General features: G+C 69.1%; 14 protein-coding genes, 1 pseudogene and 1 riboswitch. Of the genes and pseudogenes, 4 read left to right on the top strand and 11 right to left on the bottom strand.

All coding sequences use genetic code 11. The annotated features are described in order from the left end of the window. The 6 genes from EAO73_RS19775 to EAO73_RS19750 all read right to left on the bottom strand — a co-directional run. The coding region (locus tag EAO73_RS19775; RefSeq protein ID WP_147973547.1) for an aminotransferase class V-fold PLP-dependent enzyme at positions 1 to 1,310 on the bottom strand (1,310 nt) is incomplete at its 3' end. Positions 1,311 to 1,485: 175 nt separating this feature from the next. Next, positions 1,486 to 1,603: riboswitch (SAM riboswitch) on the bottom strand. Between the two features lie 83 nt (positions 1,604 to 1,686). Next, a complete protein-coding gene (gene trpD, locus EAO73_RS19770) occupies positions 1,687 to 2,751 on the bottom strand; it encodes an anthranilate phosphoribosyltransferase (protein WP_147972848.1) in 1,065 nt (354 codons plus the stop codon). Between the two features lie 121 nt (positions 2,752 to 2,872). Continuing rightward, entirely contained in the window at positions 2,873 to 4,519 is a 1,647-nt protein-coding gene (locus tag EAO73_RS19765; RefSeq protein ID WP_147972847.1) for a cytochrome b, read from the bottom strand. Then, a complete protein-coding gene (locus EAO73_RS19760) occupies positions 4,516 to 5,571 on the bottom strand; it encodes a Rieske 2Fe-2S domain-containing protein (RefSeq protein WP_147972846.1) in 1,056 nt (351 codons plus the stop codon). The genes EAO73_RS19765 and EAO73_RS19760 overlap by 4 nt, the downstream gene beginning before the upstream one ends. Next, entirely contained in the window at positions 5,568 to 6,377 is an 810-nt protein-coding gene (locus EAO73_RS19755; protein WP_147972845.1) for a c-type cytochrome, read from the bottom strand. The genes EAO73_RS19760 and EAO73_RS19755 overlap by 4 nt, the downstream gene beginning before the upstream one ends. Before the next feature lie 62 nt (positions 6,378 to 6,439). Beyond that, positions 6,440 to 7,060, bottom strand: coding sequence for a heme-copper oxidase subunit III (locus tag EAO73_RS19750; protein ID WP_026171689.1), 621 nt, complete (start codon positions 7,058 to 7,060; stop codon positions 6,440 to 6,442). 202 nt (positions 7,061 to 7,262) lie between these two features. Here EAO73_RS19750 and EAO73_RS19745 point away from each other — a divergent pair, with 202 nt between their 5' ends. Continuing rightward, entirely contained in the window at positions 7,263 to 7,664 is a 402-nt protein-coding gene (locus tag EAO73_RS19745; protein WP_147972844.1) for a hypothetical protein, read from the top strand. A 45-nt stretch (positions 7,665 to 7,709) separates the two neighbouring features. On the opposite strand, the gene EAO73_RS19740 is transcribed toward EAO73_RS19745, so the two are convergent. From EAO73_RS19740 to coxB, 4 genes are all read right to left on the bottom strand, one after another. Beyond that, positions 7,710 to 8,966, bottom strand: a complete 1,257-nt coding sequence (locus tag EAO73_RS19740) for a L,D-transpeptidase (RefSeq protein ID WP_147972843.1) — start codon at positions 8,964 to 8,966, stop codon at positions 7,710 to 7,712. 125 nt (positions 8,967 to 9,091) lie between these two features. Then, positions 9,092 to 9,490, bottom strand: a complete 399-nt coding sequence (locus tag EAO73_RS19735; protein ID WP_147972842.1) for a cytochrome c oxidase subunit 4 — start codon at positions 9,488 to 9,490, stop codon at positions 9,092 to 9,094. Further along, the gene (gene ctaD / locus EAO73_RS19730) at positions 9,487 to 11,223 is read right to left on the bottom strand and encodes a cytochrome c oxidase subunit I (protein WP_018518618.1); all 1,737 of its coding nucleotides are present in this window, start codon (positions 11,221 to 11,223) and stop codon (positions 9,487 to 9,489) included. Before ctaD ends, EAO73_RS19735 begins: the two co-directional genes overlap by 4 nt. Beyond that, positions 11,220 to 12,182: a cytochrome c oxidase subunit II gene (gene coxB, locus EAO73_RS19725; protein ID WP_147972841.1), complete on the bottom strand. Its 963-nt coding sequence runs from the start codon at positions 12,180 to 12,182 to the stop codon at positions 11,220 to 11,222. Before coxB ends, ctaD begins: the two co-directional genes overlap by 4 nt. A 268-nt stretch (positions 12,183 to 12,450) precedes the next feature. Here coxB and EAO73_RS19720 point away from each other — a divergent pair, with 268 nt between their 5' ends. Next, positions 12,451 to 13,833 carry a cysteine desulfurase/sulfurtransferase TusA family protein gene (locus EAO73_RS19720; protein ID WP_147972840.1) on the top strand — a complete coding sequence of 461 codons (1,383 nt, stop codon included), beginning with the start codon at positions 12,451 to 12,453 and terminating at the stop codon, positions 13,831 to 13,833. 9 nt (positions 13,834 to 13,842) lie between these two features. Here EAO73_RS19720 and EAO73_RS19715 read toward each other — a convergent pair whose 3' ends face one another. After that, positions 13,843 to 14,817 (bottom strand): carbohydrate kinase family protein, encoded by a 975-nt coding sequence (locus tag EAO73_RS19715; RefSeq protein ID WP_147972839.1) that lies wholly within the window; start codon positions 14,815 to 14,817, stop codon positions 13,843 to 13,845. Between the two features lie 157 nt (positions 14,818 to 14,974). Between EAO73_RS19715 and EAO73_RS19710 the strand changes: the two genes are divergently transcribed. After that, a complete protein-coding gene (locus EAO73_RS19710; RefSeq protein WP_147972838.1) occupies positions 14,975 to 15,172 on the top strand; it encodes a hypothetical protein in 198 nt (65 codons plus the stop codon). Further along, positions 15,169 to 15,535, top strand: a pseudogene (locus tag EAO73_RS37340) (hypothetical protein); the annotation flags it as partial. The gene EAO73_RS19710 and the pseudogene EAO73_RS37340, both read left to right, overlap by 4 nt.

The raw sequence follows: 15,535 nt of genomic DNA, 5'->3' as shown, positions 1-15,535 counted from the left end.
CCGTCGTTCACCAGCTCGCGGACCGCCCGCAGGAAGCGCTCGACGTGCTCGTCCGGCGTCCCGGCGCCGAAGCTGACGCGGATCGCGTTCAGGGACCGCTCGCCCGGCTCCGCCTCCGGCGCACCGCACTCGCCGGCCTCGCCCGGGTCGCTGCCGAGCAGGGTGCGCACGAGCGGGTGGGCGCAGAAGAGACCGTCGCGCACCCCGATGCCGTACTCGGCGGAGAGCGCGGCGGCGAAGTGGGAGCTGTTCCAGCCCTCCACCACGAAGGAGATGACGCCGACCCTCGGCGCGTCGTCGCCGAACAGCGACAGCACCTTCACCTCGGGGACCTCGGCGAGCCCGGCCAGCACCTCGCCGACGAGGTGCTGCTCGCGGGCGACCAGCCGGTCGAAACCGGCCTCGGTGAGCGCCTTGCAGGCCGAGGCGATGGAGTAGACACCGATGACGTTGGGCGAACCGGCCTCGTGGCGGGCGGCGGTGGTGTGCCACTCGACGTCCACGCCGCCGTCCGTGCGCCGGGCGACCTTGCGGGAGGCGCCGCCGCCGGCCAGGTACGGCTCGGCGTCGCGCAGCCAGTCGGCCCGGCCGGCCAGCACGCCCGAGCCGAAGGGCGCGTACAGCTTGTGCCCGGAGAAGGCGACCCAGTCCACGTCCAGCTCGGCGATGTCGACGGGGTGGTGCGGGGCGAGCTGGGCGGCGTCCAGGACGATCCGGGCGCCGTGGGCGTGCGCGGCGGCGGCCAGCTCGCGGACCGGCCACAGTTCGCCGGTCACGTTGGAGGCGCCGGTGACGCAGACCAGGGCGGGACCGTAGGGCTCCCGGTCCGCGAGGGCCCGCTCCAGGGTGGCGACGGCCTGGGCGGGGGTGCGCGGGGCGTTCAGGTAGGTCACCCGGGCGTCGCGCCAGGGCAGCAGCGAGGCGTGGTGCTCGGTCTCGAAGACGAAGACCTGGCAGTCGGCGGGCAGCGCGGCGGCCAGCAGGTTCAGCGAGTCGGTGGTCGACCGGGTGAAGACCACCTGATCCTCGGGGCGGCACCCCAGGAACTCCGCCACCGTGGCGCGGCTGGACTCGAACAGGTCCGTGGAGAGCTGCGAGAGGTAGCCGGCACCCCGGTGGACGCTGCCGTAGTACGGGGCGTAGGCGGCCACGTCGTCCCACACCCGCTTCAGCGCCGGGGCGCTCGCCGCGTAGTCCAGCGCGGCATAGCCGACCTCCCCGCCGGTGACCAGCGGGACGAGGACATCATCCCCCAGAACCGGCAGAGGGGCACAAAGCGACTGGTCGGCGGCAGCGGTGAAGACAGACATGGCGAACTCCCGTGAGAGGCAGGCGAATTCCGCGCACCGCACAGACGGCGGCAGCACGGAGTGAAGAGAAGAGGGGTGTGCGGAACAGGGCCTGAGGCCCTAGCGCATTCGCTTGCTCACAAGAGGCTCCCTGAGGACCAAGGACCCCATGGGCGGACGTCGCACGACGTCAAGGGGTCCGCGCTTGCCGCAGACCTCGCTGCCTGCGGCCTGGTCTTCACCCGGGGCACCCCGCCACGGACGGAGGGTTGCCGGACAGCGGGCCGGGGCCGTAGTCGCTGTCACTCATGACCTGCCCAGCATCTTGCCATACGTACGGGAACGCGCAAGGGCGCAGTCCATGATCTGGACTGCGCCCCGTCTCACATCCGTGCGCTCACGCGTTGCTGGCGACGACCCATCTCTCCAGCGCCCGCCCGGCCGCCCCCGAGTCGATGGACTCGGCGGCCTTCGCCATGCCCGCGCGGATCTGCTCGGTGAGCGTTCCCTCGCCCGGGTCCAGCGCGACCAGCGCCGCCGCCGAGTTGAGCAGCACCGCGTCCCGTACCGGCCCGGTCTCGCCGGCCAGCAGCCGGCGGGCCACATCGGCGTTGTACGAGGCGTCGGCGCCGCGCAGCGCCTCCACCGGGACCAGGTCGATGCCCACGTCGCGCGGGTCGAAGGCCTCCTCGCGCACGACGCCGTCCCGGGCCACCCACACCCGCGAGGTCGCCGTGGTGGTCAGCTCGTCCAGGCCGTCGTCGCCGCGGAAGACCAGCGCGGAGTTGCCGCGCTCGGCCAGCACGCCGGCGACGATGGGGGCCATCCGCAGGTCGGCCACCCCGATCGCCTGGGAGCGCACCTTGGCCGGGTTGGTGAGCGGGCCGAGGATGTTGAACGTGGTCGGCGCGCCCAGCTCCGCGCGCGCCTTGGCCGCGTGGCGCAGGGCGGGGTGGAACTTCACCGCGAAGCAGAAGGTGATGCCCGCCTCCTCGGCGACCTGCACCACGCGCTGCGGGGAGAGCTCCAGGTTGACGCCGAGCTTCCCGAGGACGTCGGACGAGCCGCTGGCCGACGAGGAGGCGCGGCTGCCGTGCTTGACGACCTTGGCACCGGTCCCGGCCACGACGATCGCGGACATGGTCGAGATGTTGACGGTCTTGGCCATGTCGCCGCCGGTGCCGACGATGTCGACGGTCCGGCCGGGCACCTCGATGGTCGAGGCGTGCTCGTACATCGCGCGGACCAGCCCGGTGACCTCCGTGACCGTCTCGCCCTTGGCGCGCAGGGCCACCGCGAAACCGGCGATCTGCACGTCGGTCGCCTCGCCGCTCATGATGCGGTCCATGGCCCAGGCGGTGGCGTCGGCGCTCAGGTCCTCGCCGCGCAGCAGGGGGGTCAGTACGCCGGGCCAGGAGAAGGCCGCCACGCTGTCGCCGCCGTCCGGGGTCACAACGTTCATGGTCCGCTCCTGGGGTCCACAGCCGAAAAGGATCGGGTCCACCCTATCGAGCCCCCAGGACGGCAAAGAGCCCCGTCCAGCGAATGGACGGGGCTCTCGCCGTGGCGATCAGAACGGGTGATCAGTGGTGGCCGTGGCCGCTGGTGATCTCCTTGTACTCCTCGGCGGTGGGCTTGGCGATCTGGCTGTTCTCGCCGTACAGGCTCTTGCTGAGCCGGGCCCGGACCTTGGTGATCCCGGAGACCTTGCGCTCCACACCGTTCTCGTCGACCGTCGGGCCGATCTCGAGCGGCTTGTACTGCTCGTGCGCGGTGAGCGTGTGCAGCATCTCCGGCGAGAGCGGCTCGTGGACCTCGACGAACTCACCGTGCGGCAGGCGCTTGATGAGACCGGACTCGCGGCCGTGCAGCACCTTCTCCTTGTCGCGGCGCTGGAGGCCGAGGCAGATGCGCCGGGTGACGACGAACGCCACGACCGGGCCCACGAAGAAGGCGATACGGACGAACCAGCTGATCGAGTTGAGCGAGAGGCTGAAGTGCGTCGCCCAGATGTCGTTGCCGCCACCGATCAGCATGACGAAGTAGATCGTCACCCAGGCGACACCGAGCGCCGTCCGGGTCGGCGCGTTGCGCGGCTTGTCCAGGATGTGGTGCTCGCGCTTGTCACCGGTGATCCAGGACTCGATGAACGGCCAGAGCGCCAGGGCGCCGAGGATCAGACCGAACAGGACCAGCGGGATGAAGACGCCCAGGACCAGCGTGTGGCCCCACAGGTTGATCTCCCAGCCCGGCATCACACGGACGAAGCCCTCGGCGAAGCCCATGTACCAGTCCGGCTGGGCGCCCGTGGACACCTGGTCGGGACGGTACGGACCGAGCGCCCAGATCGGGTTGATCGAGGCGATCGCCGCGATGATGGCGATGAAGCCGAAGACCAGGAAGAAGAACCCGCCGGCCTTCGCCATGTACACCGGCAGCAGCGGCATGCCGACGACGTTCTTGTTGGTCTTGCCGGGACCCGCGAACTGGGTGTGCTTGTGGTAGAAGACCAGGATCAGGTGGCCGACCACGAGCCCGAGCATGATGCCCGGCAGCAGCAGGATGTGGATCGAGTAGAACCTCGCGATGATGTCGCCGCCGGGGAACTCCCCGCCGAACAGGAACATCGAGATGTACGTACCCACGATCGGCGTCGACAGGATCGCGCCCTGGGTGAAGCGGACACCCGTACCGGAGAGCAGGTCGTCCGGGAGCGAGTAACCGGTGAAGCCGGTGAACATGCCGAGGACGAACAGCAGGAAGCCGAACAGCCAGTTGATCTCGCGCGGCTTGCGGTACGCACCGGTGAAGAACACCCGGAACATGTGCACGAACATGCCGGCCAGGAAGATGACCGCGGCCCAGTGGTGGATCTGCCGGACGAGCAGACCACCGCGGACGTCGAAGCTGATGTCCAGCGTCGAGGCGTACGCCTCGGACATCCGGATGCCCTGCATGGGCTCGTACGGGCCGTGGTAGACGACCTCGTTCATGCTCGGGTGGAAGAACAGCGTCAGGTACACACCCGTGAGGATGATGATGATGAAGCTGTAGAGGCAGATCTCACCCAGCATGAAGGACCAGTGGTCCGGGAAGATCTTGCGCATGTTGGACTTGGCGAGGGAGTAGATCCCCAGCCGGCCGTCCGCCCAGTCGGCCACCCGCTCACCGGCGGGCGCCTTGCGGTTGTCCGGTGCGGAGGCGCCGGGTGTGTTCGTCGCAGTACTCATCCGCGCTCCCAGAATGCAGGACCGACGGGCTCTTCGAAGTCACCGAGCGCCTCGAGGTTGCCCTCGCTGTTCACGCCGATCCGCAGCTGCGGGAGGGAGTGACCGGCCGGACCGAAGATGACGCGGGCGCCGTCGGAGAGGTCGAAGGTGGACTGGTGGCACGGGCAGAGCACGTGGTGCGTCTGCTGCTCGTACAGGCTGATCGGGCAGCCGACGTGCGTGCAGATCTTCGAGAAGGCCACGATGCCCTCGTGGGCCCACTCGCGCTCGCGCTTGTCCTTGATGTCGTCCGGCTCGATGCGGATGATCATCAGCGCGGCCTTGGCGATCTGCGTCTGGAAGTCCTCGTCGTGCTCCTCCAGGCCCTCGGGCATGGCGAAGGTCAGCGAACCGACAACGACGTCCTCGGGGCGCAGCGGCTCCATGGTGTTCATGTTGACGAGCTGCTTGCCCTTGGCCCACAGGGTCTTGCGGAGCTTCTTCTCCGGCAGCGGACCCAAGTCGCGCAGCAGCATCACACCGGAGAGCGGCACCAGGGCCAGCGCGCCGAACATGGTGTTGCGGATCAGCTTGCGACGGCCGAGCGCGGACTCCCGGGCGCCGTCCGCGAAGTCGGCCAGAACCTTGGCCTTGACCTCGGGCGTCGCCTCGATCGGGTGCCGCTCGTCGGCGACCTCGACGTCGGACATCAGGGTGCGCGCCCAGTGGACGGCACCCGCGCCGATCAGGAAGAGCGCCAGGCCCAGGGTCAGACCCAGGGAGAAGTTCAGCGCGCTGACATGACCGAACGGGAAGATGAAGACGATCTTGTCGACCGGGAAGATGACGTAGGAGGCGATGAAGCCCACCGTCGCCAGCATGGACAACAGGAACATGGTCGCGACGGTGCGCTCGGAGCGCTTCGCGGCCCGTTCGTCCAGGTCCTGGATGCGCGGCCTGTGGGCCGGCAGCCCCGGGTCGGCGAACGGGTCGGCGTGCGCCTTGTCCACCGCGTCGTGCGCGGCGCCCTGCTCTTCCGGCAGGTTCTCTTCTGGAATCTCTTGGCTACTCATGACTTCTTGGCCTTAGCGGTGTGGGCCGCGACCCAAATGGCAACTGCGATCAGACCGCCCAGACCGAAGATCCAGCCGAACAGGCCCTCGCTGACGGGGCCCAGGCCACCGAGGCTGAGGCCGCCGGGGGACTCGGCTTCGGAGCCGTTCACGGTCTTGATGTAGGCGATGATGTCGCGCTTCTGCTTCTCGGGCATCGTCGAGTCCGGGAAGGACGGCATGCTCTGCGGGCCGGTCTGCATGGCCTCGTAGATGTGCTTCGGGTCCACGCCGTCCAGGTCGGGCGCGTACTTGCCGTGCGTCAGCGCGCCACCCTTGCCGGTGAAGTTGTGGCACTGGGCGCAGTTGGTACGGAACAGGTCGCCACCCTTGGCGATGTCCGCACCCTCCGGGCTGACCTGGCTCTTGGTCGGGACGACCGGACCGGCGCCGAGCGACGCGACGTAGGCCGCGAGCTGGTCGATCTCGGCCTGGCTGTAGATGACCTTCTTCTTCGGTACCTGGGCGCCCGGCTGCTGCGCGGGCATGCGGCCCGTACCGACCTGGAAGTCCACGGCGGCGGAGCCCACGCCGACAAGCTGGGGCCCGTCGGTGGTGCCCTGACCGCCGGTCCCGTGGCAGCTGGCGCAACCGACGGAGTACAGCTTCTTGCCCTCGTCGATGGCGAGGGACTGGGCGGTGTCGTCGGCCTGTGCCTTACTCGCGGGCGCAAACGCGGCGTACAGCCCCCCGGTGGCCGCCAGCGCGAGGAGTAGTACGACGACCGCCGCCAACGGATGGCGTCGTCGTGCGGAGAGCTTTTTCACGGATTACCCCGGTGTCAGGATCTTCTGCGTCGATGCTGGATGTGGTTCGGGCTCGTGCCCGGTTACTTGATCATGTAGATCGTGGCGAAGAGGCCGATCCACACGACATCGACGAAGTGCCAGTAATAGGACACGACGATGGCAGCGGTCGCCTGTTCATGGGTGAACCTCTTGGCCGCGTATGTCCTGCCCAGGACGAGCAGGAAGGCGATGAGACCGCCAGTCACATGCAGACCGTGGAAGCCGGTGGTCAGGTAGAACACCGAGCCGTACGGGTCGGAGGACAGCGAGAGGCCGTCCTTCTTCACCAGCTCGGTGTACTCGAAGACCTGGCCGCCGATGAAGATCGAACCCATCACGAAAGTGATCACGAACCAGGCACGGAGCTTCTTCACATCGCCCCGCTCCGCGGCGAAGACGCCGAGCTGGCAGGTGAGTGAGGAGAGCACCAGGATCGTGGTGTTCGTCGCCGAGAACGGGAAGTTCAGGGCGGACGCCATTTCCTTCCAGTGTTCTGGTCCGGTCACCGATCGCAGGGTGAAGTACATCGCGAAGAGGGCCGCGAAGAACATCAGCTCGGAGCTCAACCAGATGATGGTTCCGACGCTGGTGAGGTTCGGCCGATTGACCGACGGGTGCGCGTGCCCGGTTTCTACTGTCGTTGCTGTCGCCACGACCGACATTATGTCGGTCGCTTATCCCGCCCTCACTCCGGGGGGTGCCGTTCGGTGTGTCAGGGGGGTGTGTCCTGCCCGAACGGCCCATGGACGCACGGTACGAACCGGTGCTGACACGCTGTCGGGCGGAGTACGATCCGCGCATCGGACGGCTCTCGTTCCCCGGGGGCCCCGAGTGCCCCGAAGACACGGATGTCACGGAGGAACCATGCAGCCGACCGCCACGGTCCTGGTCTACAGCGACAACGCGCACACCCGTGAGCAGGTGAGGCTGGCAGCAGGGCGCAGGCCCGCGGCGGACGTGCCGCCGGTGGAGTTCCTGGAGTGCGCCACCCTGCCGGCCGTCCTGGACGCCCTGGACCGCGGGGGGATCGACGTCTGCGTGCTGGACGGCGAGACGGCCCCGGCGGGCGGTATGGGCGTCTGCCGGCAGATCAAGGACGAGATCTTCCGCTGCCCGCCGGTGCTGGTCCTCATCGGGCGCCCGCAGGACGCCTGGCTGGCCACCTGGAGCCGTGCGGACGCCGCGGTGACGCTGCCGGTGGAGCCGGTGGAGTTCGCCGACTCCCTGGCCGCCCTGCTGCGTTCCCGGCTGTCCGTGGGGGCCTGAGCCCCTTCCGGGTGACGTCCCGGCGGGGCGGCGCACCCCCGGCCGTCAGACCTGGGGGCGCAGCCGCGCCGCCCGGACCGTGTCGGTCTTCGGTGCGGTGGTGTCGTTGTGCAGCGCGCTGCCCTTCTGCCACTTGGCCCAGGACAGGTTCCAGTCCCCGTAGCCGTTGTCGAAGGGCGTCATCGTCTCGCCGTCGCTGCCGACGACGCTGACGATGTCGCCCTCGCGCACGGTGTTGAAGAACCACTCGGCCTCGCTGGTGCTCATGCCGGTGCAGCCGTGGCTGACGTTCGCGTACCCCTGCGATCCGGTGGACCAGGGGGCCGCGTGCACGTACTCGCCGCTCCATGTCACCCGGGTGGCCCAGTAGACATCGAGGTCGTACGAGTCCGAGGATCCGGCGGCGATCCCGATGGATTCCCCGCGCATACGTACGTACTGCTCCTTGCCCAGCACGACCTTGACGCCGTTGCGCGTGTCGAAGCCGGGTTTGCCGGTGGTCACCGGGATGGTCTTGATCACGTCGCCGTTGCGCAGCACCGTCATGGAGTGCTCGGAGGCGTCGGTGATGGCCTCGATGCGGTCGCCGGTGGTGATCTTCAGGGGCTTGGCGGCCGCCCCGTAGAGCGCGTTGGTCACCTTGATGCCGGTCAGGTTGCTGCTGACCTCGATGGAGGCCTTGGCCGGCCAGTACTCCTTGGGCCGGTAGTGCAGGGTCTTGTCGTCGACCCAGTACCAGGAGCCGGTGACCGCGGGCGTGGAGCGGACCCGCAGGCCGCGCTCGACGTTGGCGCGCGAGGCGTTGTCGGTGACGGGGGCGCTGAGCGTGGCCGTGAGGGGCTGCCCGACGCCGTAGGTGCCCGCCTGCGGGCCGAAGGTCACCTGGAGGAACTTGGTGGCCTTGGCGGTGTCGAAGGACACCGTGCGGGTGCCCGGGGCCCCGTCGTCGTCCTCCATACGGACCTTGACGGTGTAACGGGTCCCTGCGGCCAGCGGGGCGGTGGAGTGCCAGCGGTGGCCGTCGGCGTCGAGTTCGCCCGCCAGATGGCGTCCTGCGGCGTCCACGGCCGCCACGTCGGTGATCCGGCCGTCGTCGGCGTCGACCCGGATCTCCAGGGGCTTGTCGGGGTCGACCTTCTTGCCGCCGTCGGGCGTGTTGAAGGAGATCTCGTCGGCCGCGTCGAACGGCTGGCCGGAGAGGGGGTGACCATCGGAGTCCCCGCAGGCTGCCGCCCCGGCGACCAGGGTCGCGGCCAGCAGAGTGCAGCTCACTACGGGACGGATGCGCAGCGTGTGGTTCATGACCTCACGCTAAGAACGTTCGTCCGTTTCAGCGCGTCGGACGACTGCAAACGGGGGGCCGTCACTTCGCGGTGGAAGTGTCGGCCCCCCGTCAGGTGGAGCGATGTGCTACCGGCGGACCGGTCTCACTGGGTGCGGTTCTCACCCCGGTAGTACTCGAACACCCAGCCGAAGAGACCGACCAGGAGGAGCGGCGCCGAGAAGAACAGCAGCCACCAGCCGAAGACGACGCCCATGAAGCCGAAGGCACCGCCGATCGCCAGCGAGAGCGGCTGCCAGCTGTGCGGGGAGAAGAACCCCACCTCGCCGGCCTCGTCCGCCACGTCGGCTTCCTTGTTGTCCTGCGCCATCGCGTCGACCCGCCGGGCCGTGAAGGCCAGGTAGAAGCCGATCATCACGCTCAGGCCGAACGCGAGGACCAGTGCGGTGGTGCCGACGGGCTCCTTCGACCACACGCCGTACGTGATGGCCATGACGAGGATGAACACCGCCAGGCCGAGGAACATCTTGCCCTGGATCTTCACTTGCCCGCCTCCTTGCCACCGGCGAGGGCCTTGTCACCCTCGGAGACGTGGTCCAGCTGCTCCAGCGCCGTGATCTCCGGGTGGTGCAGGTCGAACGCCGGGGATTCGGAGCGGATACGGGGCAGCGTGAGGAAGTTGTGCCGCGGCGGCGGGCAGGAGGTCGCCCACTCCAGCGAACGGCCGTAGCCCCACGGGTCGTCGACCTCGATCTTCTTGCCGTACTTGGCGGTCTTCCACACGTTGTAGAAGAACGGCAGGATCGACAGGCCGAGCAGGAACGAGGAGATCGTCGAGATCGTGTTCAGCGCGGTGAAGCCGTCCGCGGCGAGGTAGTCCGCGTAACGCCGCGGCATGCCCTCCGCGCCCAGCCAGTGCTGCACCAGGAACGTGCCGTGGAAGCCCACGAACAGCGTCCAGAAGGTGATCTTGCCGAGCCGCTCGTCCAGCATCTTGCCGGTGAACTTCGGCCACCAGAAGTGGAATCCGGAGAACATCGCGAACACCACGGTGCCGAAGACGACGTAGTGGAAGTGCGCGACCACGAAGTACGAGTCCGAGACGTGGAAGTCCATCGGCGGCGAGGCCAGGATGACGCCGGTCAGACCACCGAAGGTGAAGGTGATCAGGAAGCCGATCGCCCAGAGCATCGGTGTCTCGAAGGACAAGGAGCCCTTCCACATCGTGCCGATCCAGTTGAAGAACTTCACCCCGGTGGGCACCGCGATGAGGAACGTCATGAAGGAGAAGAACGGCAGGAGTACACCGCCGGTGACGTACATGTGGTGGGCCCACACGGTCACCGAGAGGCCGGCGATGGAAATCGTCGCGGCCACCAGGCCGATGTATCCGAACATCGGCTTGCGGCTGAACACCGGGATCACTTCGGAAATGATCCCGAAGAATGGCAAGGCGATGATGTACACCTCTGGATGCCCGAAGAACCAGAAGAGGTGTTGCCAGAGCAACGCGCCGCCGTTGGCCGCGTCGAATACATGGGCACCGAACTTGCGGTCCGCCTCCAGGGCGAACAGCGCGGCCGCCAGGACCGGGAAGGCCAGCAGGACCAGCACACCGGTCAGCAGGACGTTCCAGACGAAGATCGGCATGCGGAACATCGTCATGCCGGGCGCGCGCATGCAGATGATCGTGGTGATGAAGTTGACCGAACCGAGGATCGTGCCGAAGCCGGAGAAGGCCAGACCCATGATCCACATGTCGGCGCCGACACCCGGCGAACGGACCGCGTCCGAGAGCGGGGAGTAGGCGAACCACCCGAAGTCGGCGGCACCCTGCGGGGTGAGGAAGCCGGCCACCGCGATGATCGAGCCGAAGAGGTACAGCCAGTACGCGAACATGTTCAGCCGCGGGAACGCCACATCGGGCGCGCCGATCTGCAGCGGCATGATCCAGTTCGCGAATCCGGCGAACAGCGGCGTCGCGAACATCAGCAGCATGATCGTGCCGTGCATCGTGAACGCCTGGTTGAACTGCTCGTTCGACATGATCTGCGTGCCCGGCCGGGCCAGCTCGGCGCGCATGAAGAGCGCCATCAGACCGCCGATGCAGAAGAACGCGAACGATGTGACCAGGTACATCGTGCCGATCGTCTTGTGGTCAGTGGTGGTCAGCCACTTGATGACGACGTTTCCCGGCTGCTTGCGCCGGACCGGCAGCTCGTCCTCGTACGAGTCGTCTGCTGCCGCGGCACCCTGAGGTTCGTTGAGGATGCTCACAGTTTGTTCGTCTCCGCATTCCTGGCCGGGTCAGTCTGCTCGATGCCGGCCGGCACGTAGCCCGTCTGGCCCTTCTTCGCCAGCTCCTTGAGGTGCGCCTGGTAGCGCTCCGGGGAGACGACCTTGACGTTGAAGAGCATCCGGGAGTGGTCGACGCCGCAGAGCTCGGCGCACTTGCCCAGGAAGGTGCCCTCCTGGTTGGGAGTCACCTCGAAGGCGTTGGTGTGGCCCGGAATGACGTCCTGCTTCATGAGGAACGGCACCACCCAGAAGGAGTGGATGACGTCACGCGAAGTCAGGATGAAACGGACCTTCTCCCCCTTGGGCAGCCACAGGGTCGGGCCGGGGTTGCCCGTCTGCGGGTTCCGGTCTCCCGGGATGCCGGCGTCGTAGACGCCGTCGGCACCCTTGGGGAAGGCGTCACGGAACCGGTTCGGGATGGCGTCGAGCTCCTTGGGGACCTCGTTGCCCGTGGTGGCGGAGCCGTCCACGTTCTCGATGTAGTTGAAGGCCCAGCTCCACTGATAGCCGACCACGTTGATGGTGTGGGCCGGCTTCTCGGAGAGCGTGAGGAGCTTCGTCTCGTCCCGTGCGGTGAAGTAGAACAACACCGAGACGATGATCAGGGGGACCACGGTGTACAGCGCCTCGATGGGCATGTTGTACCGGGTCTGCGGAGGTACCTCCACCTTGGTGCGGCTGCGCCGGTGGAAGATGACGCTCCACAGGATCAGGCCCCAGACCAGCACGCCCGTGGCGAGCGCTGCCGCCCACGAGCCCTGCCAGAGGGAAAGGATCCGTGGGGCCTCTTCCGTTACCGGCGTAGGCATACCAAGGCGGGGGAAGTCCTTGTACGTGCAACCGGTGGCGGTCGCCAGGATCAGGCCCGCAGTCAGCACCTGCGGCAGCTTCCGCCGCATCGGGCGCCGCGACGAGCGGTCGGAGCCGTTGGGACTCACGTAGCGCCTTCCCGAGAGTCTCGCCCGCACGGTCCGCGGCCGTCTCGCTGGTCGGTCGCCGGCCCTGTGCGGGCAGGGGTTTGGATGTTTATGCGGACCAAACCCTACTGGACGCTATTTGGGGTCGCGCGGGGAGGGTGCCCAACGCGCCGCCCGACTCCCCGAAGGGGTGGAATTCGCGCCTCCGGCCGCCATCTGACGCCCCCTCTCCCGGTCGTCGGACCCGGTCGGTCCGGGGCACCGGCACCCTGCGGGCTAGCGTGGCCCGGTGCCCTACTTCGACGCGGCGTCCGCCGCCCCCCTGCATCCCGTCGCCCGCCAGGCGCTGCTTGCCGCGCTGGACGAGGGCTGGGCCGATCCGGCCCGGCTCTACCGCGAGGGGCGGCGCGCCCGGCTGCTGCTGGACGCCGCGCGGGAGGCCGCGGCCGAGGCCGTCGGGTGCCGTCCCGACGAGCTCACCTTCACCCCGTCGGGCACCCGGGCGGTGCACTCCGGAATTTCCGGCGCGCTCGCCGGGCGTCGGCGTGTCGGCCGCCATCTGGTGGTGTCGGCGGTCGAACACTCGTCGGTGCTGCACGCGGCGGCGGACCACGAGGACCGGGACGGCACGGTCACCCGGGTGCCGGTGGAACGGACCGGCGCGGTGGACGCGGGGACCTTCGGACAGGCGCTGCGCGAGGACACCGCGCTGGCCTGTCTGCAGTCCGCCAGCCACGAGGTCGGCACCGAGCAGCCGGTGGCCGAGGTGGCCGGACTCTGCGGGGCGGCGGGGGTGCCGCTCCTGGTGGACGCGGCCCAGTCGCTGGCCTGGGGCCCGGTGCCGGAGGGGTGGTCGCTGCTGGCGGGCAGCGCGCACAAGTGGGGCGGGCCGGCCGGGGTCGGGCTGCTCGCGGTGCGCAAGGGTGTCCGGTTCGCACCCCAAGGCCCTTCCGACGAGCGGGAGTCGGGGCGGGCGCCGGGGTTCGAGAACCTGCCGGCGATCGTCGCGGCGGCGGCGTCCCTGCGGGCGGTGCGGGCGGAGGCCGCCGCGGAGTCGGTGCGGCTGCGGGCGCTGGTGGACCGGATCCGGACCCGGGTGCCCGAACTGGTGCCCGATGTGGAGGTGGTCGGCGACCCGGTGCGGCGGCTGCCGCATCTGGTGACCTTCTCCTGTCTCTATGTCGACGGGGAGACCCTGCTCCAGGAGCTGGACCGGGCCGGTTTCTCCGTTTCATCCGGTTCGTCCTGCACGAGCAGCACGCTGACGCCGAGCCATGTGCTCAGGGCGATGGGGGTGCTGTCGGAGGGCAATGTCCGGGTCTCGCTGCCGCCGGGCACCGCGGACGAGGACGTCGACCGCTTCCTGGCGGTGCTGCCGGACCTGGTCGCCGGGGTGCGCGAGAAGCTGGACGCGCCGGCGGCGCCTGCCGCTTCCCCCGCGCCCGACGACTCCCTGGTGCTCGACGCGCTCGGCAAGCGGTGCCCGGTCCCGGTGATCGAACTCGCAAAGGTGATCGGAGGGGTGCCCGTGGGCGGGACGGTGACCGTGCTCTCCGACGACGAGGCGGCCCGGCTCGACATCCCGGCCTGGTGCGCGATGCGCGAGCAGGAGTACGTGGGCGAGGAGCCGGCGGACCGGGGCGCGGCCTACGTGGTCCGCCGGCTCTCCTGAGGGCGCGCGTCAGGCGAGGTGCGTGTGGACCTCGGCGGCGGCCTCGTGGCCGTACGCCTTGGTGAAGCGGTCCATGAAGTGGGTGCGGTGCAGGGTGTACTCCTGGGTGCCCACGGTCTCGATGACGAGCGTGGCCAGCATGCAGCCGACCTGCGCGGCGCGCTCCAGGCCGACGCCCCAGGCGAGACCGGAGAGAAAACCGGCCCGGAAGGCGTCGCCGACACCGGTCGGGTCGGCCTTGACGTTCTCCTCCGGGCAGCCGACCTCGATGGTCGCCTCGCCGGCCCGCTCGATGCGCACGCCCTGGGCGCCGAGCGTGGTGACCCGGTGGCCGACCTTGCCGAGGATCTCCTCGTCGGTCCAGCCGGTCTTGGACTCGATGAGCCCCTTCTCGTACTCGTTGGAGAAGAGGTAGGTGGCGCCGTCGAGGAGGATGCGGATCTCGTCGCCGTTCATACGGGCGATCTGCTGCGAGAAGTCCGCGGCGAACGGGATGCCCCGCGTACGGCACTCCTCGGTGTGGCGCAGCATGCCCTCCGGGTCGTCGGCGCCGATGGAGACGAGGTCGAGGCCGCCCACCCGGTCGGCGACTGCCTTCAGCTCGATCAGCCGGGCCTCGCTCATGGCGCCGGTGTAGAAGGAGCCGATCTGGTTGTGGTCGGAGTCCGTCGTGCAGACGAAGCGGGCGGTGTGCAGGACCTCGGAGATCCGCACCCCGCTGGTGTCGACGCCGTGCCGGTCGAGCCAGGCGCGGTACTCGTCGAAGTCGGAGCCGGCCGCACCGACCAGGATCGGGCGGGTGCCGAGCAGGCCCATGCCGAAGCAGATGTTGGCGGCCACCCCTCCCCTGCGTACGTCCAGGTTGTCGACCAGGAAGGAGAGCGAGACCGTGTGCAGCTGGTCGGCGACCAGCTGGTCGGCGAAGCGGCCGGGGAAGGTCATGAGGTGGTCGGTGGCGATGGAGCCGGTGACTGCGATACGCACGGGGAGACGTCTCCTGCGGAGGTCGGGGGGAACGGGTGTCCGCGTCCCAAGGAGTGACGTGACAGTTCACGCTACCCGCTCCCGCGCGCTCCGAAGCGGAAAAACTACCCGATAGTAGGGCTTTCTTCCCGAGCTCTGTGATGCCTACGGTGCCGTTATGTCGAACCACATCGTCACGCGCGAGTCCGAGACCGGCCTGGCCGAGCTGCGCGGGGACTGCGCGCGGATGGCCCCGCACTGGGTGGTACCCGCGAAGATCGCCCCTACCCCCGTCGCACCGGCCCTGATCAACGGGGTGACCGTGCCGCCCGCATCCGCCCGGCTGATCGACGCGACGGCCGAGTACGGGGACTGAGACCGCCGCCCCCGGCACCCCGGGGGAACCGTGAGCCCCTTCGTCCCGTCCCACCCGTGTCCGCCTCCAGGGGCGGGCCGTACGCCGGCCCCGGCGTACGACGGCGATGCAGGCGAAGGAGCGATCCGGTGAGCACCGAGCGACCCGACAACGACGTGACCACCACCCGGCGGCGTTCCCCGCTGGTCGCGGCCTCGGTGGCGGCGGCCGTACTCCTGGCCGGTGGCGGCGGCGCGTACTGGGCCGCGACCGCGGCGGACGGCGGCGACGACACGCGGAGCGCGGCAGCCGACGGTGACCGCACTCCGCCACCCCTCGCGCTGGACGACGCGCCCGCACCTGCCTCCCCCTCCCCCTCCCGCG

Origin of the sequence: Streptomyces sp. col6 (assembly GCF_008042035.1) — a bacterium.
Classification (GTDB): domain Bacteria; phylum Actinomycetota; class Actinomycetes; order Streptomycetales; family Streptomycetaceae; genus Streptomyces.
Note: the sequence above shows the minus strand (reverse complement) of the source record. Positions and strands in the feature narration are given on the sequence as shown.